Source organism: Rathayibacter sp. RFBD1, from assembly GCF_002932915.1.
Taxonomy (GTDB): Bacteria; Actinomycetota; Actinomycetes; order Actinomycetales; family Microbacteriaceae; genus Rathayibacter.
The window spans coordinates 65995-89503 of the sequence record NZ_PSWQ01000024.1 but is presented as its reverse complement, the minus strand read 5'-3'; the positions used below and the strand labels follow the sequence as shown (position 1 = coordinate 89503).

Sequence of the window (23509 nt, the reverse complement as noted above, 5' to 3'; positions counted from 1 at the left end):
GCGTTCCGAGCCGACGCGGTGCGCGCTCCCACCGGGCGCCCGGCCCGCGTCGATACACTCGGAACCCCCCGCCCCGACCCTCCCGGAAGCACATGCCCGACAGCCACGCCGCCCGCACCCCCTACGAGGTGCTGGGCGTCGCCGCCACCGCGTCCGACGACGAGCTCCGCCGGGCGTACCGGCTCCGCCTCCGCGAGACCCATCCGGACACGGGAGGCGACGCCGCGTCGTTCCACGCGGTGCAGCTCGCCTGGGAGCGGATCGGCAGCGCCTCCGCCCGCGGCGACTACGACCGAGGCGCTCCCGCCCCCGGGAGGTCCTCCCCGCAGTCGCCGTACACCGGCTCACCGCGCCCGCAGACCGCCTCGGCCGTGCGCGCCCGCTCCTACGGTCACCCGGGAGGCGCGGCGCGCGAGTACTACCTGCGCCTGGTGCGCGAGTGGCTCGGCCGCGGCGTCGAGACCGAGGACCCCTTCGACCCGGCGATCGTCCGCTCCGCTCCTCGCGAGGTCCGCTCCTGGCTCGCGAAGGCTCAGGCCGAGGAGGCGACGGCCGCGCTCGTCGGCGCGCTCGGCATCGCCTACACGATCTGGAACGACGTCGCGGTCGGCGACGGCGGGCTCAAGATCGACCACCTCGTGCTCGGGCCGGCCGGCCTGCTCGCGCTGACCTCCGCCGACTGGGGCGACCCGGTCCGCCTGAGGAAGGGCGAGCTCGAGGGCCCCGGGATCGCCGAGGACGAGAAGCCGATCGCCTCGCTCGCGAAGGCCACGCGCCGTCTCGGCCGCGAGCTGGGCGTCCGCTTCTCGACGTGCGTCGTGGTCGTGCCGGACGACGCGCTGGAGCAGCCGTTCGAGCAGGTCGAGCGCGGCAGGCACCAGGGCGCCGTCATCATCCGCCGCTCGCTGCTGCCGCAGCTGCTGCGCTCCGGCACGGACGACCCGCGGCTCGGCGGGTACGGCGAGTCGTTCGAGGTCCGCACCCGCGTGCAGAACCGCATCCGCTTCGTCTGACGCCGCGCTAGCCGCCGCTCGCGACCGGGGCAAGGGGTTAGCGCGCATCCGGCGCCCCGCCCACCATGGGACGTGCCCCCGGGCATCCCACGACGAGCGGAACGAGGACGGACCATGGTGCGATTCGGATACACCCTGATGACCGAGCAGAGCGGACCCAAGCAGCTGGTGGGCTACGCGGTCGACGCCGAGAGGCTCGGCTTCGAGTTCGCGGTCTCGAGCGACCACTACTCGCCGTGGCTGACCGAGCAGGGGCACGCCTCCTACGCCTGGACGCTGCTCGGAGCGGTCGCGCAGGCCACGTCGACCATCGACCTCACGACCTACGTCACCGCGCCGACCATCCGCTACCACCCGGCCGTGGTCGCGCAGAAGGCCGCGACGCTCGCGATCCTCTCCGACGACCGCTTCACGCTCGGCCTCGGCTCGGGCGAGAACCTCAACGAGCACGTCGTCGGCGAGGGCTGGCCCTCGGTCGCCGTGCGCCAGGACATGCTCGAGGAGGCCGTCCACCTCATCCGCGAGCTGCACACCGGCGAGCTGGTGACCTGGGAGGGCCAGTACTTCCGCGTCGACTCCGCCCGCATCTGGGATCTGCCGGACACGCCGGTCGAGATCGGCCTGGCGGTCTCGGGGGAGAAGTCGATCGCCCGCTTCGCGCCGATCGGCGACCACCTCATCACGACCGAGCCCGACGCGGATCTGATCTCGCAGTGGACCGCGGTCCGCGGTGCGGACGCCGCCCCCTCGCGCACGATCGGCCAGATCCCGATCTGCTGGGCGCCGGACAAGGAGCAGGGAGTGGCGCTGGCCCACGAGCAGTTCCGCTGGTTCGCCGGCGGCTGGGCGGTCAACTCCGATCTGCCGACCCCCGCCGGCTTCGCCGGAGCGAGCCAGTTCGTGCGCCCGGAGGACGTCGCCGAGCAGATCGCCTGCGGCCCCGACCTCGACGAGCTCGCCCAGAGCTTCGTGCCCTACATCGAGGCGGGGTTCACCGACATCGCCCTCGTCCAGGTCGGCGACGAGCTGCAGCAGCGGTTCCTCGACGAGGCGGCGGAGGGGCTCCTGGAGCGCCTGCGCGCGCTCGCCCCCTGAGGCCGCTGCCGGGTCGCGCGGTCAGAATCCGCGGAGCCGCTCGATGTCGCGCCGGTCGCGCTTCGTCGGGCGGCCCGCTCCGCGGTCACGGACGATCACGCCCGGCGCGGACTCCCGGGGTGGCGGCGGGGGCGTCCGGTCCTCCATGCACTCGGCGGCCACCGGCGCACCGACCCGCTTGACCACGAGTCCGCGGACGATCAGCTCCCGGTCGAAGCCGCCGATCCGGGCGCGGACCTCGTCGCCGACCCGCACGGTCTGCGCCGCCTTGGCCCGCTCGCCGTTGACGCGGATGTGGCCGGCCCGGGCCGCGGTCGTCGCTGCGGAGCGCGTCTTGTAGATGCGCACCGCCCAGAGCCACGCGTCCACCCGCACGGCACCGGTCACCGGGATCTGCATCCCCCCAGTCTACGAACGGCGCCCGCTCGCCACCCACCCCGCGGTCCTACACTGGCCGCCGACAAGGAGGTTCCCATGAACCGAGACGACAGCATCTACACCGGAGCGGACGACGCGCTGCGGAGCGGCGACGACCGCATGGTCGCGGCGAACGACAGCTCCGGAGCCGGCGGAACCCGCGGCGACGTCGGCATGAGCACGACGAGCGGCGAGGGCACCGGGGTCCCCACCCGCGGCGCGCCTCCGCAGAGCGGATCCCCGTCCGAGCTGCGCCCCACCGGCTTCCCGCACGCGGGCCTGGAGTTCTCGCTCGTCCCGTCCGGGCACGAGGAGTGGCGGATCGAGCACCCGGGCGGTCGCACCGTCGGCGTCCTCGCCGTCATCTCGCACGCGGGCGAGGAGTCGGAGGCCGTGTTCGTCACACGCCGCGTCGGCTCCGAGGAGGCCGTGGCCGAGGGCACCGACTGGCGCGGCATCGTCTCGGCCGTGATCAACGACGAGGCGGCGGACGAGCGCGATCCGGTCCAGCTCGACCCCACCGTCGAGCACGTCCGCGGCGGACTGATCAGCCGCGGCCCCGCGGACGTCGACGGCCTCTCCTGAGCCCTCTCTCCTCCGGGACGCCGTCCGCGCTCGGCGCGGGGCGTCCCACGGAGGAGGGTCGGACGCTCAGCGGGCGAGCAGCGCGGCGTTGATCCGGGCCGAGAGGTCGGCGTCGACACGGCGGTCGGTCCCGTCGACGGCGCGGACGGGAGCGGCGTTGCGCGCGCTCGAGACCAGCCACGCCGCGTCCGCCGCCTCCAGATCGCCCGAGCGCAGCGGACGCACCGCCGTCCCGAGGCCGAGGCCCGGCGCGAGCGCGAACAGGTCGGCCTGCGTGGTGCCGGGCAGCAGCCCGAGGCTCGGCGGAGGAGTCACGAGCTCCCCGCCCGTCAGCAGCACGAGGTTCGAGGTCGGCCCCTCGAGCAGGTAGCCGTCGCTCGACACGAACAGGGCGTCGTCGGCACCGCGCCGGGCGGCCTCCCGCGCGGCCGCACGATTCACCGCGTACGAGAGCGTCTTCGCGCCGGCGAGCAGCCAGGGGGACGTCGACTGCACGTCCGAGCGCAGCCCGCGGTCCAGGAGCACCACGCGCACGCCGTCGCGGCGGGCCGGGCCGAAGTCCGGGCTGGTCTGGACGAAGACGACGCCGGTGGGCCGCCCGCCGCCCTCGACGCCGCGGGTCAGGATCGTCTTCAGCATCGCCTCGGCGACGGGCGGGTGCGCGGCCACCGCCGCTCCGATCGCCTCGAGCCAGGCGGGCCGGTCCGGCCGGGGCAGGTCGAGCATCCGGGCCGAGCGCTCGAAGCGGTCCAGGTGCGCGTCGAGCGCCTGCAGCCGTCCGTCGACCAGGTTGATCGTCTCGAACACGCCGTCGCCGCGGGTGAAGCCGAGGTCGGTGACGTCCAGATCGCCGCGCCCGCTCGGATCGATGCGGTGCGCGGGTCCTCCCGGCGAGTGCGCCTCGGCGTCGAGGGAGGGTCGGTCGAGGACGACGAGGGTCTCAGCGGGCATGGGCGGTGCGGTCCTTCCGGGAGCGGCGGCGGGGGGAGAAGCGGAGCAGCGCGATCGTCAGCAGGGCGCCGATCAGAGAGCCGCTGCCGTTCGAGACCAGGTCCTGCACGTCGGAGACGCGGGTCGGCAGCCACAGCAGCTGCGCGGTCTCGACGGCCGCCGACACCCCGAGCCCGATGGCGGCGGCCCACAGGCGGCGCCCCGCCGGCAGCTGCGCGGCGATCAGCGCACCGAGCGGCACGAAGAGCAGCACGTTCGCGGTGAACTCCGCCACGTCGAAGTCGAACCAGCCGGTGAGCGGCGTGGAGGCGAGGAAGGCGATGATCCCGCGGATCAGCGCGTTGGGCTCCCCGGCCGGGTAGGGCGCGGGCGTCAGCGTGATCAGGGCGATCAGCGCGAGCCAGGCGAGCGTCGCGAGGCGGAGGGGTCTCGAGCGGCGCATCGTCCGATTCTGCCAGCCCGTCGGGGTCGGGCGCGGCGGGCGCGGTGTGGGAGGCTGGAGGGCATGACCAGCGAGGACCCCGGCGCGGACGCCGTGCTCCCGCGCCACCCCTTCGACGCGTCGCTCGGCGACGGCTGGGTCGAGATCGGCGACGGACGCCGCTTCTGGGGACGCTTCGGCGCCGCCGGCCTCCTCCTGCGCGATCCGTCGGGACGCGTCCTGCTCCAGCACCGCGTCAGCTGGAGCCACTTCGGGGACACCTGGGGGCTGCCCGGCGGCGCCCGTCACCCCGAGGAGACGGCCTTCGAGGCGGCCCTCCGGGAGTCGGAGGAGGAGGCGGGCGTCCCCGCCGACCTGATCCTGCCCGTGCTCTCCAGCGTCGTCGTGATCGGACCGTGGAGCTACTCCACAGTCCTGGCCGAGTCCCGCGAGCACTTCACTCCCCGCATCAGCGACGCCGAGAGCACCGAGCTGCGCTGGGTCGCCCCCGACGAGGTCGACTCCCTGCCGCTGCACCCGGGCTTCGGAGCGGCCTGGCCGGGCCTGCGCGCGCTCGGCTCCGCGATCCCGGTGCTCGTCGTGGACGCCGCCAACGTGGTCGGCTCACGCCCCGACGGCTGGTGGCGCGACCGAGCCGGCGCCGCGGAGCGCCTCCTCGCCTCCCTGGCCCGCCTCGCGGAGGCCGGCGTCCCCGGCCGTCTCCTGGGGATCGACGCCGACACGGTCTGGCCGCGCATCGCCGTGGTGCTCGAGGGAGCGGCGCGCGCCGCCCGTCCGGAGCCGGGCGCTCTCATGGAGCGGCTGACGGTCCACGCGGCCGACGGCTCGGGCGACGACGCGATCGTCGAGCTGGTCGGCGCGCTCGAGACCGCGGTCGTCGCGACGGCCGATCGGGGGCTGGCCGCCCGCGTCGAGGCGCTCGGGGCCGCCGTGGTCGGTCCGCGGTCGCTGCTCGACCTCCTCGATCCCGCCCGGGAATAGGCCGCGGGGGCACCCGGTTGCATCCCCCATGGCTACGACTGCGATGACCCTCGACTCCCACGACCAGACGATCGCCGACGGCATCGTCCTCATCGACTTCTGGGCCGACTGGTGCGGCCCGTGCAAGCAGTTCGCTCCGGTCTTCGAGGCCACGAGCGAGAAGAACGCCGACATCACGTTCGCGAAGGTCGACACGGAGGACCAGCAGCAGCTCGCCGCGAGCTACGGCATCTCCTCCATCCCCACCCTCGTGGTGTACCGCGACGGCATCCCGTTGATGGCTCAGCCCGGCGCCCTGCCCGCCCCCGCGCTCGACAACCTGATCGAGCAGGTCCGCGGCCTCGACATGGTCGAGGTGCGCCGCCAGTACGAGGAGGCGAAGGCCGCTCAGGAGGCCGGCGCCGCTCCGCAGGCCTGATCCGCCCGGCGCCTCGACCCGCTCCGCAGGCGGGAGGCGCCCGCAGACGCACGAGAACCCCCGGCAGCCGTGAGGCCGCCGGGGGTTCCGTCGTTCCGAGCCGGGATCAGCCGGTGTTCTGCAGCCCCGCCGCGACTCCGTTGACCGCGAGCAGGAGCAGCCGCTGGTTCTGCTCCGTCCCGGATCCGCCCGGGTCGGTGCGGAGCGCCTTCAGTGCGCGCAGCTGCAGGAGCGAGAGCGCGTTGACGTACGGGGTGCGCAGGCGCACGGCACGGCCGAGCACGCGGTGGCCCGTGAGCAGGCTCTCCTCGCCGGTGATCGAGAGCACCCACCGGCGGGTGAGCGCCATCTCGTCGAGCACGAGTCCGGCGAGGTCGTCGCGGGAGTCGAGGGCGAGGTACCGGCGGGCGATGCCCTCGTCGGTCTTCGCGAGCGACATCTCGACGTTGTCGACCATCGTCGTGAACAGCGGCCAGGAGGCGTAGGCCTCGCGGAGCAGGTCGAGGTCGCCGACGGCCTCGAGCGCGCTGCCCAGCCCGAACCAGCCGGTCAGGTTGACGCGGGCCTGGGTCCAGGCGAAGACCCACGGGATCGCTCGCAGGTCCTCGAGCGACTCGACGGAGAGGCCGCGGCGGGCCGGACGCGAGCCGAGGGCGAGCAGGCCCACCTCCTCCTGCGGGGTGACCCGGGCGAACCACGGCGCGAAGCCGTCGGCCTTCACGAGCTCGAAGAAGCGGCGGCGCGACTCGCGGTCCATCGTCGCCGCCACCTCGGCGAAGCGCTCCGCGGCGCCCGCGTTGCGCTCGCCGACCGCGGGGGAGGAGGCGAGCAGCGTCGCTCCCGCCACCTGCTCGATGTGCCGGGTGGCGATGTCCGGGTTGCCGTAGCGGGCGAAGATGACCTCGCCCTGCTCCGTCAGCTTGAAGCGGCCGTCCACCGATCCGGGCGGCTGCGCGAGGACGGCCCGGTTGGCCGGCCCGCCGCCGCGGCCGAGCGCTCCGCCGCGACCGTGGAACAGCGTGAGCACGATGCCCTCGTCGGCCGCCCACTGCGCGATGCGCGCCTGCGCGTCGTAGAGCGCGAGCGTCGCCGAGACCGGTCCGACGTCCTTCGACGAGTCGGAGTAGCCGAGCATCACCTCGAGCCGGTTGCCGGTGGCCGCGAGGCGCGCCTGCACCTGGGGGAGTCGGATCATCTCGGCGAGGATGTCGGTCGAGGCGTCGAGGTCGGCGAAGGTCTCGAAGAGCGGGACCGCGTCGATGATCGGCGGCACGCCGTCGGTCGCCGCCTCGGCCAGTTCGAAGACCGTCCGCAGGTCGTCGGCCGACTGCGTGAAGGAGACGATGTACCGCCTCGCCGCGTCGGTGCCGAAGCGCTCCTGGACCTTCGCGATCGCCCGGAACACCGACAGGACCTCGAGGCCGCGCTCGTCGAGCTCCTCGCCGGCGCGGATCGCGGCGATCGTCTCGCGGTGCACCTTCGAGTGCTGGCGCACCTCGATCTCGGCGAGGTGGAAGCCGAAGGTCTCGAGCTGCCAGACGAAGTCCTGGAGGTCGCCGTAGGCGGCGCGGACGTCCTCGGCCTCGACCAGGGACTCCTGGAGGGTGCGCAGCTCGGCCAGCAGCTCGGCGGCGGCGGAGTAGGCCAGCGGCCCCTCGGACCGGGTCGCGGCCAGGCGCTCGGCCGCGAAGAGCAGGACGCGGCGGTGCGCCTCGTTGGGCGAGCGCTCGGCGATGTCGGCGGCGAGCTCGGGAGCCCGCTCGACGCAGGAGGCCCAGAGCGCCTCGACGGCGGCCGACGGGGGAGTGGTCGACGCGTCGAGGGTCAGCGCGCGGCCCACGCGGCGGGCGACGCGCTCGAGACCCATGAGGACGTGCTCGGAGGCGATGTCGACCGCAGCGAGGGTCGTCTCGGCGGTGACGAAGGGATTGCCGTCGCGGTCGCCGCCGATCCAGGTGCCCAGGCGGACGAAGGCCGGTGCGACCGGAGCCCGGGTGCCCGAGCCCTCGCCGAGCAGAGCGTCGTCGAGGCGGCGGTAGACTCGGGGGAGCACCGAGAACAGCGACTCGTCGAAGACGCTCATCGCGGTGCGCACCTCGTCGAGAGGAGTGGGCTTGGACTCGCGCAGCGGAGCGGTGCGCCACAGCGTGTCGACCTCGGCCAGCAGCCTGCGGCGGATCTCCACCAGCACGACGCCGCCCATGCGCGGGTCGTCTCGCTGCTCGAGCAGGTCGCTGATGCGGCGGATGGTCGAGGCCACCGCGCGGCGGCGCGCCTCGGTCGGGTGCGCCGTGAGGACCGGGCGGAATTCCAGCCGGGACAGGCGCGCGAACGCCTCGTCCTCCCCGAGCTCGCCGGTCAGCCGGCGCATCGAGGCGAGGATCGAGTCCTCGGGCGACTGCGCACCGGCGTCGGCCTCGCGCCGGCGCAGCACGCGGACGCGGTGGAACTCCTCCGCCACGTTGACGAGGTGGAAGTAGCAGGTGAACGCCCGGGCGACCTCCTCGGCGCGCTCGAGCGTGAGCGAGGCGACGAACTCCTCCGCCTCCGCGGTCCCGGCCGCGTCGCCGCTGTCGTAGGCGCTGATCGTGAGCGCGCGCAGGCGCTCCACGTCCTCGTAGAGGGAGGGCTCGCCCGACTCGCGGAGCACCTGGCCGAGCAGCTCGCCCAGCAGGTGGACGTCGGCGCGGATCCTCTCGTCGAGCGGAGGCGCGGTCGTCCCGTCGGCGGAGGATGGGGCGGTGGCGGAGGCGGGTGCTGCGGTCGCGGCGGACGCGTCGGAGAACGGAGGCACGGGAGAGACCTTAGCGGCGGTGCGTATCGAGCACATGACGCCTGCGTCACGATCCGAACTGGAATGATCGAGGGGTGACCGTGACAACCGCACCCCCCGCTCCCGCCGTCCAGACCGAGCAGGCGGCACCCCATGTCGTCGTGCTGTTCGGCGCCGTCGGCGACCTGGCCCGGCGCAAGCTCATCCCGGGGATGGCCCACCTCGCGCTCTCCTCCCTCGCACCGGACCTGCAGATCGTCGGCACCTCGCTCGAGGAGCACGACGACGCCTCGTTCCGCGCCTTCGCGAAGCTGGCCTACGACGAGTTCGGGAGCCGCTCCCTGACGCCGGCGCAGTGGGACGAGTTCGCGTCCAAGCTCCGCTACGTCCCGCAGTCCGCGGGCCCGGCCGCGCTGGCCGCCGCCGTGACCGACGCCGAGGCGGTCCTCGGCCCGGACGTGAGCCGGCTGCACTACCTCAGCGTCCCGCCCAGGGCCGCGCTCTCCGTCGTGCGGATGCTCGCCGAGGCCGGGCTGGTCGAGCGCTCGCGGATCATCATGGAGAAGCCGTTCGGCGTCGACCTCGAGAGCGCGGTCGTCCTCAACGCGGAGCTCCACGAGACCTTCAGCGAGGAGCAGATCTTCCGGATCGACCACTTCCTCGGCAAGGAGCCGGCGCAGAACATCCTCGCCTTCCGCTTCGCCAACGGCCTCTTCGAGCCCATCTGGAACCGCAACTTCATCGATCACGTCCAGATCGACATCCCCGAGCGCCTCACGCTCGACCGTCGCGCCGAGTTCTACGAGTCCACCGGCGCGTACAAGGACATGGTCGTCACCCACCTCTTCCAGGTGCTGGCGTTCATGGCGATGGAGCCGCCGACCGCGCTGGAGCCCCAGGCCATCAGCGAGGAGAAGAACAAGGTCTTCCGCTCGATGCGTCCGCTGAACCCCGAGAACGTGGTGCGCGGCCAGTACATCGGCTACCGCGACGAGCCGGGCGTCGCCGCCGACTCCGAGACCGACACCTTCGTCGCGCTGAAGTGCGAGATCGACAACTGGCGCTGGGCGGGAGTGCCGTTCTACCTCCGCACCGGCAAGCGGATGGCCGAGGGCCAGCGCATCATCTCGATCGCGTTCCGCGAGCCCCCGAAGAGCATGTTCCCGCAGGGCTCCGGAGTCGGTGCCCACGGCCCGGACCACCTCACCTTCGACCTGGCGGACGCCTCGAAGGTCTCGCTCTCGTTCTACGGGAAGCGCCCCGGTCCCGGCATGCGGCTCGACAAGCTGAGCATGCAGTTCGCGCTCCAGGAGACCGACCGCGCGGGCGACGCGCTCGAGGCCTACGAGCGCCTGATCCTCGACGCGATGCGCGGAGACCACACGCTGTTCACCACCGCGGAGGGCATCGAGCGGCTCTGGGAGGTCTCCGCGCCGCTCCTGCAGGATCCGCCGCCCGTCCGTCTCTACGCGCCCGGCTCCTGGGGGCCGAACGCCATCCACCAGCTGATCGCGCCGCACGCCTGGCGCCTGCCGTTCGAGCGGGTCTGGCGCGACAAGCGCTGACCACGCCGCCGTGCGCCCCGCCTAGGCTGGGCGCATGGCGCGCACCGGTGAGGACCGGATCTGGACGGTCCCGAACGTCCTCAGCATGGTGCGTCTCGCCCTGGTGCCGGTGTTCCTCGTGCTCGTGGTCCTCGGCGAGGACGCGCTCGCGCTCCTGACCCTCGTGGTCTCGAGCCTCACCGACTACCTCGACGGCTGGATCGCGCGCCGCTTCGACCAGATGACGCGCCTCGGACGCGTCCTCGATCCGGCCGCCGACCGGCTCTACATCTTCGCCACCGTCCTGGGCCTCGCGGCCCGCGGACTGGTGCCCTGGTGGCTGGTCGCCGTGCTGCTCGCCCGCGACCTGATGCTCGTGGTCCTGGCGGTCGTCCTGGCGAACAACGGCTACGGACCGCTTCCCGTGCACCACCTGGGGAAATTCGCGACCTTCTGCCTCTTCTACGCGCTCCCGCTGATCATGCTGGGGCAGGCGTTCCCGGCCCTCGCGCCCGCCTCGCTCCCCATCGCCTGGGCCTTCGCGCTGTGGGGCGCATTCCTCTACTGGTGGGCCGGGATCGTCTACGCCGTCCAGACGCGGGACCTCGTCCCGGGGGTCCGCACAGGTGCTCAGGGGTCCGACGAGGGTCACGATTCGGATACGCTGACCTGATAGGAGGTACGTCTTGGTCGAGCCCGTCGGTGGAGCATCATCCGCCCAGCACAATTCCGTTCCCGGTGAGCCGTCGACGGAGACGACTCTGACGTTTACCGACGACATCGGTGCCCAGCTCGCCGCTCTCGACAACCGCGCGTCCCGCGAGGAGGCCGAGGCCGTCGGGGCTCTGCCCTCGGGATCCGCGCTGCTGGTCGTGCGCCGCGGACCGAACACCGGCGCCCGCTTCCTCCTCGACACCGACTCCACGACGGTCGGCCGTCACCCCGACGCGGGCATCTTCCTCGACGACGTCACGGTCTCGCGCCGGCACGCCGAGTTCGTCCGCCGCGGCACGGCGTTCGAGGTCCACGACCTCGGCTCCCTGAACGGTACCTACTTCGACGGGGTCCGGATCGAGTCCGCGATCCTCACCGACGGCTCCGAGGTGCAGGTCGGCAAGTTCCGACTCACCTTCTACGCGTCCCGCGCCGACCTCGTCGCCGCTCCGGACGCGTGAGCCGTGGGCCGCTCCTCCGCGCGCGCCCTCCCCACCGGCTCCGCCGCTCTGCTGAGCATCGGGCAGGTGCTGGCCAGGCTGACCAGTGAGTTCCCGGACGTCACCCCGTCCAAGCTGCGCTTCCTCGAGGAGCAGGGGCTCGTCTCGCCGGCCCGCACCGACTCCGGCTACCGCAAGTTCTCGGGCTCCGACGTCGAGCGGCTCCGGATGATCCTCGCTCTGCAGCGCGACCACTACCTCCCCCTCAAGGTCATCCGCGGATACCTCGACGACATCGACGCCGGACGCGAGCCCGCCCTGCCGGCCGGTGTCGGGGGTCCGAGCGCCTCGCTCCTCGGCCCCGCCACGCGGTTGACCCGCGAGGGCCTCGCGGCCGAGTCCGGTGCCACGCCCGCTCTCGTCCAGGAGGCCATCGCCGCCGGGCTCGTGCGGGGCGGGGACGTGTTCGGGGACGAGGCCGTGACGACGCTCAAGGCGCTCGTCGACCTCGGCCGATCCGGTATCGAGCCCCGCCATCTCCGACCGCTCCGCGTCGCCGTCGAGCGCGAGATGTCGCTCATCGAGAGCGTCGTCGCCTCCAGCGCCCGCCGCGGAGAGGCGTCCGGCTCCGCCGGCGCTGCCGAGAACGCGGTGGGGCTCGCGACCCAGCTGGGCACGATCCGCGGGGCGATGGTGCGCAGCGCCCTCTCGCGGATCGCCCGCTCGTGAGGGCCGCGCCGCCGGCCGTCGGGCGGCCCGTGCGACACGCCGCGGCGCCGAGGCCGATGTCGTTTACTCGGCCTGCGCCGGTCGGTACGGTAGGGAGCGCGTTCGGAGGATCCGGCGTCCGGATCCGAGAGGCACAGGGATGAGAGAAGTCAGCCGCGACGTCAGCGGCCAGCGCGACCTCGTCCTGTTCACCGACGGACTGCCCGAGCTCGACGCCGACGCGGGCTACCGCGGGGCCGTCGCGGCGCGCGCCGCGGGGATCACCTACCGGCAGCTCGACTACTGGGCGCGGACCGAGCTCGTCGAGCCCACCGTGCGCGGCGCGTCCGGCTCCGGCACGCAGCGCCTCTACGGCTTCCGCGACATCCTCGTGCTGAAGCTGGTCAAGCGCCTGCTCGACACCGGGATCTCGCTCCAGCAGATCCGCACGGCGGTCAACCAGCTCCGCGAGTCCGGGGTCGACGACCTCGCGCAGACGACCCTGATGAGCGACGGCGCGAGCGTCTACCTCTGCACCTCGAACGACGAGGTCATCGACCTGCTCAGCCGCGGCCAGGGCGTCTTCGGCATCGCCGTCGGCAAGGTCCTCCGCGAGGTCGAGTCGAGCCTCGTCGAGCTCGACCACCAGTCGGTCGACCCGGGCGACGAGCTCGCCCAGCGCCGCGCCTCCCGCCGCGTCGGCTGACCGCCCACCCCTCGCGGGTCGGCCGCTGCTCCGGGGACTCCCGGGTCTCCTCCGCGCGCTCAACTGGTCAGGAGCGGACCCGCCTGCAGCCGTGCTGTGCAAGCAACGGGCGCTACCCGAGTCTCACCGTGCTGATCGAGTGGCGGGCTCCGCCCGCGCATCGAGAGTCCGCGCCGAACTCCGACGCCGAGCGTCCGCCGGCGCCGTCCCTGGCGCTCCTCGAGTACCGAGCATCGCCCGCGTCCCGAGACCTCGAGCCGGAGAAGTCCGGCGGACCCGCCGGCCCTAGGTCGCGGCGGGGACCTGCTCGCCGATGCGACCGGTGCGGATCACGCGGTCGAGCAGCAGGTCGAAGTTGTGCGCCATCTCCTGAGCGCTCTCCCCGGGCCAGACGTGGACGGGCTTCGCCGCGCCCTGCGCCTGCTGGAGGGAGGTGCGCTCCGGGAGCTGCGGGCTGAGGACGAGCGGCCCGAACATGTCGCGCAGCTCTTTGATCCGGAACTGGTGCTCCAGCGACTGGACGCGGGCGCGGTTGACGATGATGCCCAGCGGCTGGAGGCGCGGGCTGAGTCCGCGGCGGATCTCCTCGATCGCCCGGAGCGCCCGGTCGGCGGCGGCCACCGAGAACAGGCCCGGCTCCGTGACGACGGCGACGCGGTCGCTCGCGGCCCAGGCCGTGCGGGTCAGGGCGTTGAGCGAGGGGGCGCAGTCGATCAGCACGAGGTCGTAGTCGGCCTCGACGCTCGCGAGGGCCTCCTCGAGCTTCCAGATGTCGCGGATGCTGGGGTGCGGCCCGTCGAAGTTGATCGCGGAGGGGCTTCCGATCAGCACGTCGATCGTGCCGTGGTGCTCCTTGGTCCAGCCGGAGGGGGCGATCGCCGAGCGGACGATCTTCTCCTTCGGCGACGTCAGGACGTCGGCGATGTTGAGGTGGCCGGCGACGTTGATGTCCATTCCGGTCGACACGTCGGACTGGGGATCGAGGTCGACGACCAGCGTTCGCAGGCCCTTCGAGAACGCCGCGGATGCAAGGCCGAGCGTCACCGTGGTCTTGCCGACGCCGCCCTTGAGGGAGCTCACGCTGAGTACATGCATGGCTGACTACTTTACGTTCCTCCGGGCGGCAGAACCTAACCGTTCGCTGCACGCGCCGTCCGCGCCGCCTCCGGAAGCGGGCCGCACTAGCAGTCGGAGCGCGCTCCGACCAAGCCGCCCGGCGCGATCCGGGCCCGCCGGTACACTCGTCCTGAGCGGAAGGAGGCTCGTTCGCATGGATGAGCGCAACGACGAACAGCCCGACACCGGCACCGGTCCCACGCCGCGGACCGCCATGGACGCGGCTCGGGAATCGGGTCAGTACTCCCCGCGAGCGAGCGACACCGCTCCGACCCTCCTGCCCGACGGCGTGCGGATCACCCCGCCCGGCCCGCGGCGCCGCTCCACCGCCCCTGCTCCGGTCGAGGACGAGGACGCGATCGACGTCGGCCGCCTCGGTCTGCCGCCCTCGCGCTCGCACGCTCTCGTGCCCCCGGAGCCGAGTCCTGCTCCGACCCCTTCACCGGCTCCCGCTCACCCGTCCGGCGCGAACGGACCGGTCTCGGCGGGGATCCCCGCCCGAGCGGAGTCCGCCGAGAAGCCCGCGGCGTCCGAGTCCGCGGGGGAGCCCGCCGCCGTCCCCACGCGCCGCGACCGCCTCCGCGCCGAGTCCTCGAGCGCCGCTCCCGCCCCGTCCGCGCCGAGCGCCGCCGTCCCCGAGTCGGCGTCGATGCTCACCCCGGACAGGCTCCTGGAGGTCAACCGCAAGACCCGTCCCGCTCCCACGGGCGGCTGGCACCGCTTCCTCTACGGCCTGACCTTCCACACGGTCAACCTCGGCGACTCCGCGAAGGTGAGGGCGTGGAAGGCGATGGACGAGCGGATCGGCCGGCAGTTCGAGGGCGGCACCCGCTTCGTCCCGGTCATGACCCGCAAGGGCGGCGTCGGCAAGACCACGGTCACGACGCTCCTGGGCATGGCCCTCGCCGACGCGCGCGAGGACCGCATCATCGCGGTCGACGCGAACCCCGACCGCGGCACCCTGGCCGAGCGCGTCCACAAGCAGACGCGGGCGACCGTCCGCGACGTCGTGAACCGCGCGGCCGGCGTGACCGGGTTCACCGAGTTCTCGACGATGGTCTCCCGCGACGAGACCCGCCTCGACGTCCTCGCCTCCGACACCGACCCGCAGCTCTCCGAGGCCTTCGACGAGGACGACTACAACGTGGTCGCCGACCTGGTCGAGCGCTTCTACTCGATCATGCTCACCGACTGCGGCACGGGCATCGTGCACTCGGTGATGCGGCCCACGCTGCAGCGCGCCGACACGGTGGTGATCGTCTCGGGCGGCAGCGTCGACGAGGCCCGCCTGGCCTCCGAGACCCTCACCTGGCTGGACGCGAACGGCTACGGCGCCCTGGTGCGCAACGCGGTCGTCGCGCTCAACACGGCGACGCAGGGCACGAGCCTGGTGAAGCTGGAGGAGATCGAGTCGCACTTCCGCTCCCGCGTCCGCGACATCGTCCGCATCCCCTACGACCCGGTGCTCGCCGCCGGATCCGTGGTGAAGTGGGAGCAGCTGCGCGAGGGCACGAAGGACGCCGCACGCCTGCTCGCCGCGCTCGTGGTCGAGGGCATGCCGGTCCGACGTGTCTGAGCCCCGGGCTTCCGGGGCGGCGTCCGCCGCGCACCAGGACCGCACCGACGGACCCGACGCGTCCACCGACGCCTTCGACCTGATCGTCATCGGGGCCGGCTCCGGCAACTCGATCGTCGGTCCGGAGTTCGACGGCCTGCGGGTCGCGATCCTCGACGACGGCGAGTGGTTCGGCGGCACCTGCCTCAACGCCGGCTGCATCCCGACCAAGATGTTCGTCCACGTCGCCGACGTGGTCACCGACGTCGACCAGGGCGGCCCGATCGGCGTCCACTCCCGCCTGCGCCGCCCCGAGTGGGCCGAGGTGCGCGACCGGGTCTTCGGGCGGATCGACGCGATCAGCGAGGGCGGGTTCGAGTACCGCGATCAGCGCTCCCCGAACGTGACCGTCCTCCGCGAGAGCTTCGGCTTCGAGTCGCTCGGAGACGGGGACCGCCCGCACGTACTCGTCAGCGCCAGCGGTGCCCGCATCAGTGCTCCGCAGGTGGTCGTGGCCGCCGGCTCGCGGCCCAGGCCGCTCCTCGCCGCGTACGAGCCGGACCCCCGCATCCAGGACTCGTCCTCGGTCATGCGGCTCGACGAGCTCCCCGAGCGGATGCTGATCCTCGGCGGCGGCGCCGTGGCCGTCGAGTTCGCCCACGTCTTCTCCTCCTTCGGCACGGCCGTGACCGTCGCCGTCCGCGGCGACCGCCTCCTCCGCGCCCTCGACGAGGACGTCTCGCGCCGGTTCACCGGGATCGCCGCCGAGCGGTACACGGTGCTCACCGGAGTGAGCGCCGAGAGCGTCGACGCCCGCCCTGACGGGCTCCGCGTCGCCCTCAGCGACGGCACGACGGTCGAGACCGACCTGCTGCTCGTCGCGCTCGGCCGCGACCCCAACAGCGACACGGTCGCCGCCGCCTCCGTCGGGATCGATCTGCACGAGGACGGCCGGATCAGCGTCGACACCGAGCAGCGCGTCCTCTCCGGCGGACACCCCGTGCCCGGCCTCTTCGCCCTCGGCGACGTGTCGTCCCGCTGGCAGCTCAAGCACGTCGCCAACCACGAGGCGCGCCTCGTGGCGCACAACCTCCTGCACCCGGGCGAGCTGCTCTCCGACACCCTCTCGCCGGTGCCCGGCGCGATCTTCGCCCACCCGCAGATCGCCCACTTCGGGCTCACCGCGGCCGAAGCGCGGGACCAGGGCCTGGACGTCGTCACCGTCACCCAGGAGTACGGCTCCACCGCCTTCGGCTGGGCGCTCGAGGACGACTCCAGCGCCTGCCTCCTGGTCGTCGGACTCGACGGCACCCTCCTCGGCGCGCACATCATCGGGCCGCAGGCCAGTATCCTCATTCAGCCGCTCGTCCAGGCCGCCAGCGCCGGCACCGGCATCCGCGGACTCGCCCGCAGCCAGTACTGGCCGCACCCCGCAGCGAGCGAAGTCGTCGAGAACGCCCTCCTGAGCGCGGAGGAGGCCCTGAGGGAGCGCACCACATGACCGAACGCCAGATCCGCATCTTCGGGGACCCGGTGCTGAAGACCCCGTCCACGACCATCGAGACGGTCGACGCCGGCGTCCGCGGCCTCGTCGAGGACCTCGTCGACAGCGTCCGACCGCCCGGACGCGCCGGCGTCGCAGCCCCCCAGATCGGCGTCAACCTCCGCGCCTTCAGCTACAACGTCGACGGCGTCATCGGGTACATCCTCAACCCCGAGATCATCGAGCTCAGCGGAGACCCGCAACCGGTCGACGAGGGCTGCCTCTCCGTCCCGAACCTCTGGTACCCCGCGATCCGCTACCCGCACGCGAAGGTCCGCGGCACCGACCTCGACGGCAACGAGATCGTCCTCGAAGGCGACGGCCTCATGGCCCAGGCCCTCCAGCACGAATGCGACCACCTCGACGGACGCCTCTACCTCGACCGCCTCTCCAAGGACGACCGCCGCGCCGCCATGAAGGCCGTCCGGGAATCCGACTGGTTCTGAGTTCGATTCCGGGCCGGTCCCTGCCCGGCCCGGCGCGGTCGGCTTTTCGAGGTGGGCGCGTTCCATGGAGCGTCGTGCGTTCCGCCGACGGTGAAGCGCTGGCACGCGCTTCACCGGATACGGCTGTGTTGAGGGGGAGCCGGTCCCTGCCCGGCTCGGCGCGGTCGGCTTTTCGAGGTGGGCGCGTTTTGGGGAGCGTCGTGCGTTCCGCCGACGGGAAAGCGCTGGGACGCGCTTTCCCGGATACGGCTGTGTCGAGGGGGGCCGGTCCTTGCCCGGCTCGGCGCGGTCGCCTTTTCGAGGTGGGGGCGTTCCGTGGAGCGTCGTGCGTTCCGCCGACGGGAAAGCGCTGGGACGCGCTTGCCCGGATACGGCTGTGTTGGTGGGGAGCCGGTCCTTGCCCGGCTCCGCGCGATCGGCCTTTCGAGGTGGGCGCGTTCCATGGAGCGTCGTGCGTTCCGCCGACGGTGAAGCGCTGGCACGCGCTTCACCGGATACGGCTGTGTCGAGGGGGAGCCGGTCCCTGCCCGGCTCCGGGCGGTCGGCTTGGCGAGGTGGGGGCGTTCGGTGGAGCGTCGTGCGTTCCGCCGACGGGAAAGCGCTGGGACGCGCTTTCCCGGATACGGCTGTGTTGAGGGGATCTGGTCCCTGCCCGGCCCGGCGCGGTCGGCACCGCGACAGGGGCGCGTCGAGGAGAGCGTCGGGCGTTCCGCCGACGGGATAGAGCTGGGCGCGCTGTCCCGGAGGCGGCTGCGATCGGGACGGCCTGCTGGTGACGCGGGGAGAGCGCGGGGTCAGCGGAGGGAGATGCCCTCGGTGGCGGGGGCGGCGGAGTAGACGGCGGCGATGGTGTCGGCGAAGTCGGCGAGGATGACGTTGCGCTTGATGCTCATCTTCGGAGTCAGGTGACCGCTCGCCTCCGTGAACTCGGTCGGGAGGATCACGAACTTCCGGATCGACTCGGCGCGGGACACGCGCTCGTTCGCCGCATCGACGGCCCGCTGCACCTCGGCCAGAACGACCGGGTTCACGGCCGCGTCCTCGAGTGAGAGGCCCTTGTCCTGCCCGTTGTTCGCGAGCCACGTCGGCAGCATCTCGGAGTCGAGCGTGACAAGAGCGGCGATGAACGGGCGCTGGTCGCCGACGACGACGACCTGGCCGACCAGCGGGTTCGCGCGGATCGGATCCTCCAGCGCCGCCGGAGCGACGTTCTTGCCGCCGGCGGTGACGATGATCTCCTTCTTCCGCCCGGTGACGCGCAGGTACCCGTCCTCGTCCAGGGTTCCGAGGTCGCCCGTGCGGAACCACTCGCCGTCGAACGACTCGGCCGTCGCCGCCTCGTTGTTCCAGTAGCCGCCGAAGACGTCGATGCCGCGCACCTGGATCTCGCCGTCGCCCGCGATCCGGATCGAGACCCCGGGCATCGCCGGGCCCACCGAGCCGATCTTGAACCGCTCGGTGCGGTTGACGGTGGCGGGCGCCGTCGTCTCCGTGAGGCCGTAGCCCTCGAGGATCTTGATGCCGAGGCTGTGGAAGAAGTGCCCGAGCCGGTCTCCCAGCGGCGCCGAGCCGGACACGGCGAAGCGGACGTTCCCGCCCATGGCGGTGCGCAGCTTCGAGTAGACGAGCCGGTCGAAGAGGAGGAACTGCAGCTTCAGAGCGAGCGGCACCGAGCCCGCCTCGAGCGCCATCGAGTGGGCGACGGCGACGTCGGCCGCGCGGCGGAAGATCTTCCCCTTCCCCCCGGCCTCGGCCTTCTGCTCGGCGGAGTTGTAGACCTTCTCGAACACGCGCGGCACGGCCAGGAGGAACGTCGGCTTGAAGGACGCGAGCGAGGGGAGCAGCTGCCTGGTGTCGGCCTGGTGCCCCACCTTCACCCCGCCGTGCACGCAGAGGATCGCGATGAAGCGGGCGAACACGTGCGCCGTGGTGATGAACAGCAGCGTCGACGCGCCGGGCTGGTGGATCAGCTCCGTCAGGGCGACCGCCGAGTTGCGGCTGAGCTCGACGAAGTTCGAGTGCCGGATGATGCATCCCTTGGGGCGGCCGGTGGAGCCGGAGGTGTAGATGATCGTCGCGATGTCGGTGCCGGTCGCCAGCGAGCGGCGGCGCTCGATCTCGGCGTCCGGCACGTCGACGCCGCGCGCGACGAGCTTGTCCAGATCGCCCAGCCCGATCTGCCAGGCGAGTCGGACCTCGGGAAGGTCGGCGCGGATCTCGTCGAAGCGGGCGAAGTGCTCGGGAGTCTCGACGATCACGGCGTGCGCGCCGGAGTCGGCGAGGTTCCACTGCACCTGCGCGGGGGAGGAAGTCTCGTACACCGGGACGAGGATCCCGCCGGCGAACCAGACGGCGAAGTCGATCAGCGTCCACTCGTAGCGCGTCTTGCAGATCAGCCCGACCTTCTCGCCCGGCTCGAGGCCGACGGCGACGAAGCCCTTCGCGAGGGCCGTGACCTGGTCGAGGAACTCCTGCGCCGTCACATCGCGCCAGCCGTCGCCGTCGGGCAACGCGAAGAGTGGGCGATCGGGCGTCTCGCGGACGCGGTCCAGCAGGAGGGCGGTCGTATTGGCCTGGGGATCGGCCGGAACCACCAGGGGGGAATCGAACTGGTCCACGGCAACTCCTTCGGTACCTGAATGAACGTCGTCTCCACCCTACCGGCGCGGCGCAAGCTGTGGATCCGTTCAGGGTAACGATCCAGCGGTGGCTCCGCGAGGAGGGCCGACACGCGTCGCCGGGTCTCGCCGCTGAGCCGCATCGGAGCGCTCGCGGTCACTACACTCGTCCTGGCCGCCGCTCAGGGCGGCCCGCCGACGCTGCCGCGCCGGTGGCGACGGGAAGGCGGTTCGCGTGCACGCGATCGGGATCGACATCGGCGGCACGAAGATCGCCGGAGCCCTGGTCGACGAGTTCGGGGGGATCCTCCGCGAGGACCGTCGGCCCACGCCCGCCGGGCACCCCGAGCTGATCGTCGACGTCGTGGTCGAGATGGTCGAGCATCTGCGCTCCGGCCTGCTCCCGGGAGACGTCTCCGCGGTCGGAGTCGCCGCCGCCGGCTTCATCGACGCCTCGCAGTCGATCGTCTACTACGCCCCGAACATCAACTGGCGCAACGAGCCCTTCCGCGAGAAGCTCTCGGCCCGCATCGACCTGCCGATCATCATCGAGAACGATGCGAACGCCGCCGGCTGGGCCGAGTTCCGCTACGGCTCGGGCCGCCTCGTCAGCGACATGCTGATGCTCACCATCGGCACCGGAGTGGGTGGCGCGATCGTCATCAACGACCGGCTCCTGCGCGGCGGCTTCGGCGCCGCGGCCGAGATCGGGCACATGCGCGTCGTCCCCGGAGGCCTGCCCTGCGGCTGCGGCGCCCGCGGCTGCATCGAGCAGTACGGCTCGGGCCGCGCGCTCCAGCGCTTCGCCGGCGAGCTGGCCGACGCGGGCGGGATCGGCCAGGGCATCGCCGACGCCCGCGCCCGCAACGGCGGCGAGCTGAACGGCCACCTCATCTCCGAGCTGATCACCGCCGGAGACCTCGGCGCCCTCGCGGCGCTGCGCCAGCTCGGCCACTGGCTGGGCGAGGCGGCGGCCAGCCTGAGCGCCGTCCTCGACCCGCAGATGTTCGTCATCGGCGGCGGAGTGGCGCAGGCGGGCGACCTCCTGCTGGACCCCATCCGCCAGGCCTACCTCGACAACCTCCCCGCCCGGGGCTACCACCCCGAGCCCGAGTTCCGCATCGCGGAGCTCGTCAACGACGCCGGAGTCGTGGGGGCCGCCGACCTGGCGCGCCTGCACGCGAGCTCCCTCTAGCGGCACCCGCCGCACCCGATCCGCCGCACCGCCGAGGAGCCCGATGTTCTACTGGTTCATGAAGCACATCGTCGCGGGCCCGCTCCTGAAGACGATCTTCCGGCCGTGGGTGGTCGGCGCCGACAAGGTGCCGCAGAACGGCGGCGTGATCCTCGCGAGCAACCACCTCTCCTTCATCGACTCCGTGATCCTCCCGCTGGTGATCGAGCGGAACATGGTCTTCCTCGCCAAGAGCGACTACTTCACCGGCAAGGGCCTCAAGGGCTGGGCGACGCGGACGTTCTTCACCGCCACGGGGATGCTGCCCATCGACCGCTCCGGTGGCAAGGCGTCGGAGGCCTCGCTCAACACGGGCCTCCGCGTCCTCGCGGGCGGCCACGCCCTGGGCATCTATCCCGAGGGCACGCGCAGCCCCGACGGACGCATGTACCGCGGCCGCACCGGTGTCGCGCGCATGGTCCTCGAGGCCCGCGTGCCCGTCATCCCGGTCGCCATGATCGACACCGCGCGCATCATGCCCATCGGCAAGCGCCTGCCGAAGCTGGGCCGCATCGGCATCGTCTTCGGGGAGCCGCTCGACTTCAGCCGCTTCGAGGGCATGGAGGGCGACCGGTTCATCCTCCGCTCGATCACCGACGAGATCATGTACGAGCTCCTCGCCCTGAGCGGCCAGGAGTACCTCGACGTCTACGCGACCTCGGTCAAGGAGAAGCGCGCGGCCCTCACCCGCTGAGCGCCCGCTCGATGCCGGGGCCCCCTCCCGGCCGAGCGCCCTGCCAGGCGATAAGCTCGTCAACCGCTGCCGTCCGTCCGGACGGCGGCCCTCCGCGCGCCGCTGGCGCCCGTCAGAACCGGGAACACCCTCGTGGTCATCGATCCGAACGAACCGTACGTCCTCGCCGCCCCCTCCGTGGTCGCCGGCCTGGACTATTGGCGCGAGCTCGAGATCAAGCAGCAGCCGCAGTGGCCCGATGCGGAGGCCGTGCGAGCGGCGTCCGCCGAGGTGGCCGCGCTCCCTCCGCTGGTGTTCGCCGGCGAGGTGGACCAGCTGCGCGAGCGTCTCGGAGCCGCGGCCCGCGGCGAGGCGTTCCTCCTGCAGGGCGGCGACTGCGCCGAGACCTTCGCCGGAGCGACCGCCGAGCAGATCCGCAACCGCGTCAAGACCGTGCTGCAGATGGCCGTCGTCCTGACCTACGGCGCGAGCATGCCCGTCATCAAGATGGGCCGGATGGCCGGCCAGTTCGCGAAGCCGCGCTCGAGCGACCTCGAGACCCGCGGCGACGTGACCCTGCCCGCCTACCGCGGCGACATCGTCAACGGCTACGACTTCACCCCGGAGTCCCGCGCCGCGGACCCGCGCCGCATCGTGCAGGGCTACCACACCGCCGCCTCGACGCTGAACCTCATCCGCGCCTTCACGCAGGGCGGATTCGCCGACCTGCGCCTCGTCCACTACTGGAACAAGGGCTTCACCGAGAACCCGCAGAACCAGCGCTACGAGCAGCTGGCCCGCGAGATCGACCGCGCGGTCAAGTTCATGGTGGCGTGCGGGGCCGACTTCGAGGGCATGAAGCGCACCGAGTTCTACACCGGCCACGAGGGCCTGCTGATGGACTACGAGCGCCCCATGACGCGCATCGACTCGCGGACCGGCACGCCGTACAACACCTCCAGCCACTTCATCTGGATCGGCGAGCGCACCCGCGAGCTCGACGGCGCGCACGTCGACTTCCTGTCGCGGGTGCGCAACCCGATCGGCGTGAAGCTCGGCCCGTCGACCACGCCCGAGACGATGCTCGAGCTGATCGACAAGCTCGACCCCGAGCGGGAGCCCGGTCGCCTCACCTTCATCACCCGCATGGGTGCCGGGAGGATCCGCGACGCCCTCCCGCCGCTGCTCGAGGCCGTCAAGCGGAGCGACGCCCTGCCGCTGTGGGTGACCGATCCGATGCACGGCAACGGGCTGACGACGCCGACCGGCTACAAGACCCGTCGCTTCGACGACGTGGTCGACGAGGTCAAGGGCTTCTTCGAGGCGCACCGCGCCGCGGGGACGCACCCGGGCGGCATCCACGTCGAGCTCACGGGCGACGACGTCACCGAGTGCCTCGGCGGCTCGGAGCACATCGACGAGGCGACGCTCGCCACCCGGTACGAGTCGGTCTGCGACCCGCGCCTCAACCACATGCAGTCGCTCGAGCTCGCGTTCCTCGTGGCGGAGGAGCTCCGGGGCCGCGCGATCTGATCCG

The 23509-nt window shown here is 72.5% G+C and carries 22 protein-coding genes; 16 read left to right on the top strand and 6 right to left on the bottom strand.

Annotated elements, in window-relative coordinates; translation table 11 throughout:
* Window positions 1-92 precede the first annotated feature (92 nt).
* Together C5D50_RS13655 and C5D50_RS13650 are read left to right on the top strand one after the other, a co-directional pair.
* Window positions 93-1013 (top strand): J domain-containing protein, encoded by a 921-nt coding sequence (locus C5D50_RS13655; RefSeq protein WP_104283741.1) that lies wholly within the window; start codon window positions 93-95, stop codon window positions 1011-1013.
* A 114-nt stretch (window positions 1014-1127) separates the two neighbouring features.
* The gene (locus tag C5D50_RS13650) at window positions 1128-2108 is read left to right on the top strand and encodes a TIGR03557 family F420-dependent LLM class oxidoreductase (RefSeq protein ID WP_104283740.1); all 981 of its coding nucleotides are present in this window, start codon (window positions 1128-1130) and stop codon (window positions 2106-2108) included.
* Window positions 2109-2129: 21 nt separating this feature from the next.
* Here C5D50_RS13650 and C5D50_RS13645 read toward each other — a convergent pair whose 3' ends face one another.
* Window positions 2130-2507, bottom strand: coding sequence for an RNA-binding S4 domain-containing protein (locus C5D50_RS13645; RefSeq protein ID WP_181027140.1), 378 nt, complete (start codon window positions 2505-2507; stop codon window positions 2130-2132).
* 75 nt (window positions 2508-2582) lie between these two features.
* Here C5D50_RS13645 and C5D50_RS13640 point away from each other — a divergent pair, with 75 nt between their 5' ends.
* A complete protein-coding gene (locus C5D50_RS13640) occupies window positions 2583-3110 on the top strand; it encodes a hypothetical protein (protein WP_104238684.1) in 528 nt (175 codons plus the stop codon).
* Between the two features lie 66 nt (window positions 3111-3176).
* Here the strand turns inward: C5D50_RS13640 and C5D50_RS13635 are convergent, their stop codons facing one another.
* Together C5D50_RS13635 and C5D50_RS13630 are read right to left on the bottom strand one after the other, a co-directional pair.
* Complete coding sequence (locus C5D50_RS13635; protein ID WP_104283739.1) at window positions 3177-4061, bottom strand: aminotransferase class IV; 885 nt, start codon at window positions 4059-4061, stop codon at window positions 3177-3179.
* Window positions 4051-4503 (bottom strand): VanZ family protein, encoded by a 453-nt coding sequence (locus C5D50_RS13630; RefSeq protein WP_104283738.1) that lies wholly within the window; start codon window positions 4501-4503, stop codon window positions 4051-4053. The genes C5D50_RS13635 and C5D50_RS13630 overlap by 11 nt, the downstream gene beginning before the upstream one ends.
* Before the next feature lie 63 nt (window positions 4504-4566).
* Here C5D50_RS13630 and C5D50_RS13625 point away from each other — a divergent pair, with 63 nt between their 5' ends.
* Both C5D50_RS13625 and trxA read left to right on the top strand, forming a co-directional pair.
* Window positions 4567-5484 (top strand): NUDIX hydrolase, encoded by a 918-nt coding sequence (locus C5D50_RS13625; RefSeq protein ID WP_104283737.1) that lies wholly within the window; start codon window positions 4567-4569, stop codon window positions 5482-5484.
* Window positions 5485-5512: 28 nt separating this feature from the next.
* Window positions 5513-5902 carry a thioredoxin gene (gene trxA, locus C5D50_RS13620; RefSeq protein WP_104225382.1) on the top strand — a complete coding sequence of 130 codons (390 nt, stop codon included), beginning with the start codon at window positions 5513-5515 and terminating at the stop codon, window positions 5900-5902.
* A gap of 106 nt (window positions 5903-6008) precedes the next feature.
* Here the strand turns inward: trxA and C5D50_RS13615 are convergent, their stop codons facing one another.
* The gene (locus C5D50_RS13615; protein WP_374953554.1) at window positions 6009-8696 is read right to left on the bottom strand and encodes a phosphoenolpyruvate carboxylase; all 2688 of its coding nucleotides are present in this window, start codon (window positions 8694-8696) and stop codon (window positions 6009-6011) included.
* Between the two features lie 80 nt (window positions 8697-8776).
* Here C5D50_RS13615 and zwf point away from each other — a divergent pair, with 80 nt between their 5' ends.
* From zwf to C5D50_RS13590, 5 genes are all read left to right on the top strand, one after another.
* A complete protein-coding gene (gene zwf, locus C5D50_RS13610; protein WP_104225448.1) occupies window positions 8777-10240 on the top strand; it encodes a glucose-6-phosphate dehydrogenase in 1464 nt (487 codons plus the stop codon).
* A 34-nt stretch (window positions 10241-10274) separates the two neighbouring features.
* On the top strand, window positions 10275-10892 hold the full coding sequence (locus C5D50_RS13605) for a CDP-alcohol phosphatidyltransferase family protein (RefSeq protein WP_104283736.1): 618 nt from the start codon (window positions 10275-10277) through the stop codon (window positions 10890-10892).
* Between the two features lie 13 nt (window positions 10893-10905).
* The gene (locus C5D50_RS13600; protein ID WP_104222573.1) at window positions 10906-11394 is read left to right on the top strand and encodes an FHA domain-containing protein; all 489 of its coding nucleotides are present in this window, start codon (window positions 10906-10908) and stop codon (window positions 11392-11394) included.
* Between the two features lie 3 nt (window positions 11395-11397).
* The gene (locus C5D50_RS13595; protein WP_104222574.1) at window positions 11398-12102 is read left to right on the top strand and encodes a MerR family transcriptional regulator; all 705 of its coding nucleotides are present in this window, start codon (window positions 11398-11400) and stop codon (window positions 12100-12102) included.
* A gap of 139 nt (window positions 12103-12241) precedes the next feature.
* Window positions 12242-12787 (top strand): MerR family transcriptional regulator, encoded by a 546-nt coding sequence (locus tag C5D50_RS13590; RefSeq protein ID WP_104222575.1) that lies wholly within the window; start codon window positions 12242-12244, stop codon window positions 12785-12787.
* Between the two features lie 285 nt (window positions 12788-13072).
* Here the strand turns inward: C5D50_RS13590 and C5D50_RS13585 are convergent, their stop codons facing one another.
* On the bottom strand, window positions 13073-13882 hold the full coding sequence (locus C5D50_RS13585) for a ParA family protein (protein WP_104222576.1): 810 nt from the start codon (window positions 13880-13882) through the stop codon (window positions 13073-13075).
* Window positions 13883-14057: 175 nt separating this feature from the next.
* On the opposite strand from C5D50_RS13585, the gene C5D50_RS13580 reads away from it, so the two are divergent.
* The 3 genes from C5D50_RS13580 to def are packed head-to-tail and all read left to right on the top strand — an operon-like array spanning window position 14058 to window position 17447.
* Complete coding sequence (locus C5D50_RS13580) at window positions 14058-15479, top strand: MinD/ParA family protein (RefSeq protein ID WP_258069633.1); 1422 nt, start codon at window positions 14058-14060, stop codon at window positions 15477-15479.
* Window positions 15472-16959: a mycothione reductase gene (locus C5D50_RS13575; RefSeq protein WP_104283735.1), complete on the top strand. Its 1488-nt coding sequence runs from the start codon at window positions 15472-15474 to the stop codon at window positions 16957-16959. The genes C5D50_RS13580 and C5D50_RS13575 overlap by 8 nt, the downstream gene beginning before the upstream one ends.
* Window positions 16956-17447 carry a peptide deformylase gene (gene def / locus C5D50_RS13570; RefSeq protein ID WP_104250747.1) on the top strand — a complete coding sequence of 164 codons (492 nt, stop codon included), beginning with the start codon at window positions 16956-16958 and terminating at the stop codon, window positions 17445-17447. Before C5D50_RS13575 ends, def begins: the two co-directional genes overlap by 4 nt.
* Window positions 17448-18241: 794 nt before the next feature.
* Here def and C5D50_RS13565 read toward each other — a convergent pair.
* Window positions 18242-20065, bottom strand: a complete 1824-nt coding sequence (locus tag C5D50_RS13565) for a long-chain fatty acid--CoA ligase (protein ID WP_104283734.1) — start codon at window positions 20063-20065, stop codon at window positions 18242-18244.
* A gap of 235 nt (window positions 20066-20300) precedes the next feature.
* On the opposite strand from C5D50_RS13565, the gene C5D50_RS13560 reads away from it, so the two are divergent.
* The 3 genes from C5D50_RS13560 to C5D50_RS13550 all read left to right on the top strand — a co-directional run bounded on the left by C5D50_RS13560 (window position 20301) and on the right by C5D50_RS13550 (window position 23505).
* Complete coding sequence (locus tag C5D50_RS13560) at window positions 20301-21260, top strand: ROK family glucokinase (RefSeq protein ID WP_104222580.1); 960 nt, start codon at window positions 20301-20303, stop codon at window positions 21258-21260.
* Between the two features lie 43 nt (window positions 21261-21303).
* The gene (locus C5D50_RS13555; RefSeq protein WP_104222581.1) at window positions 21304-21993 is read left to right on the top strand and encodes a 1-acyl-sn-glycerol-3-phosphate acyltransferase; all 690 of its coding nucleotides are present in this window, start codon (window positions 21304-21306) and stop codon (window positions 21991-21993) included.
* Window positions 21994-22170: 177 nt separating this feature from the next.
* The gene (locus C5D50_RS13550; RefSeq protein WP_104222617.1) at window positions 22171-23505 is read left to right on the top strand and encodes a class II 3-deoxy-7-phosphoheptulonate synthase; all 1335 of its coding nucleotides are present in this window, start codon (window positions 22171-22173) and stop codon (window positions 23503-23505) included.
* Window positions 23506-23509 lie beyond the last annotated feature (4 nt).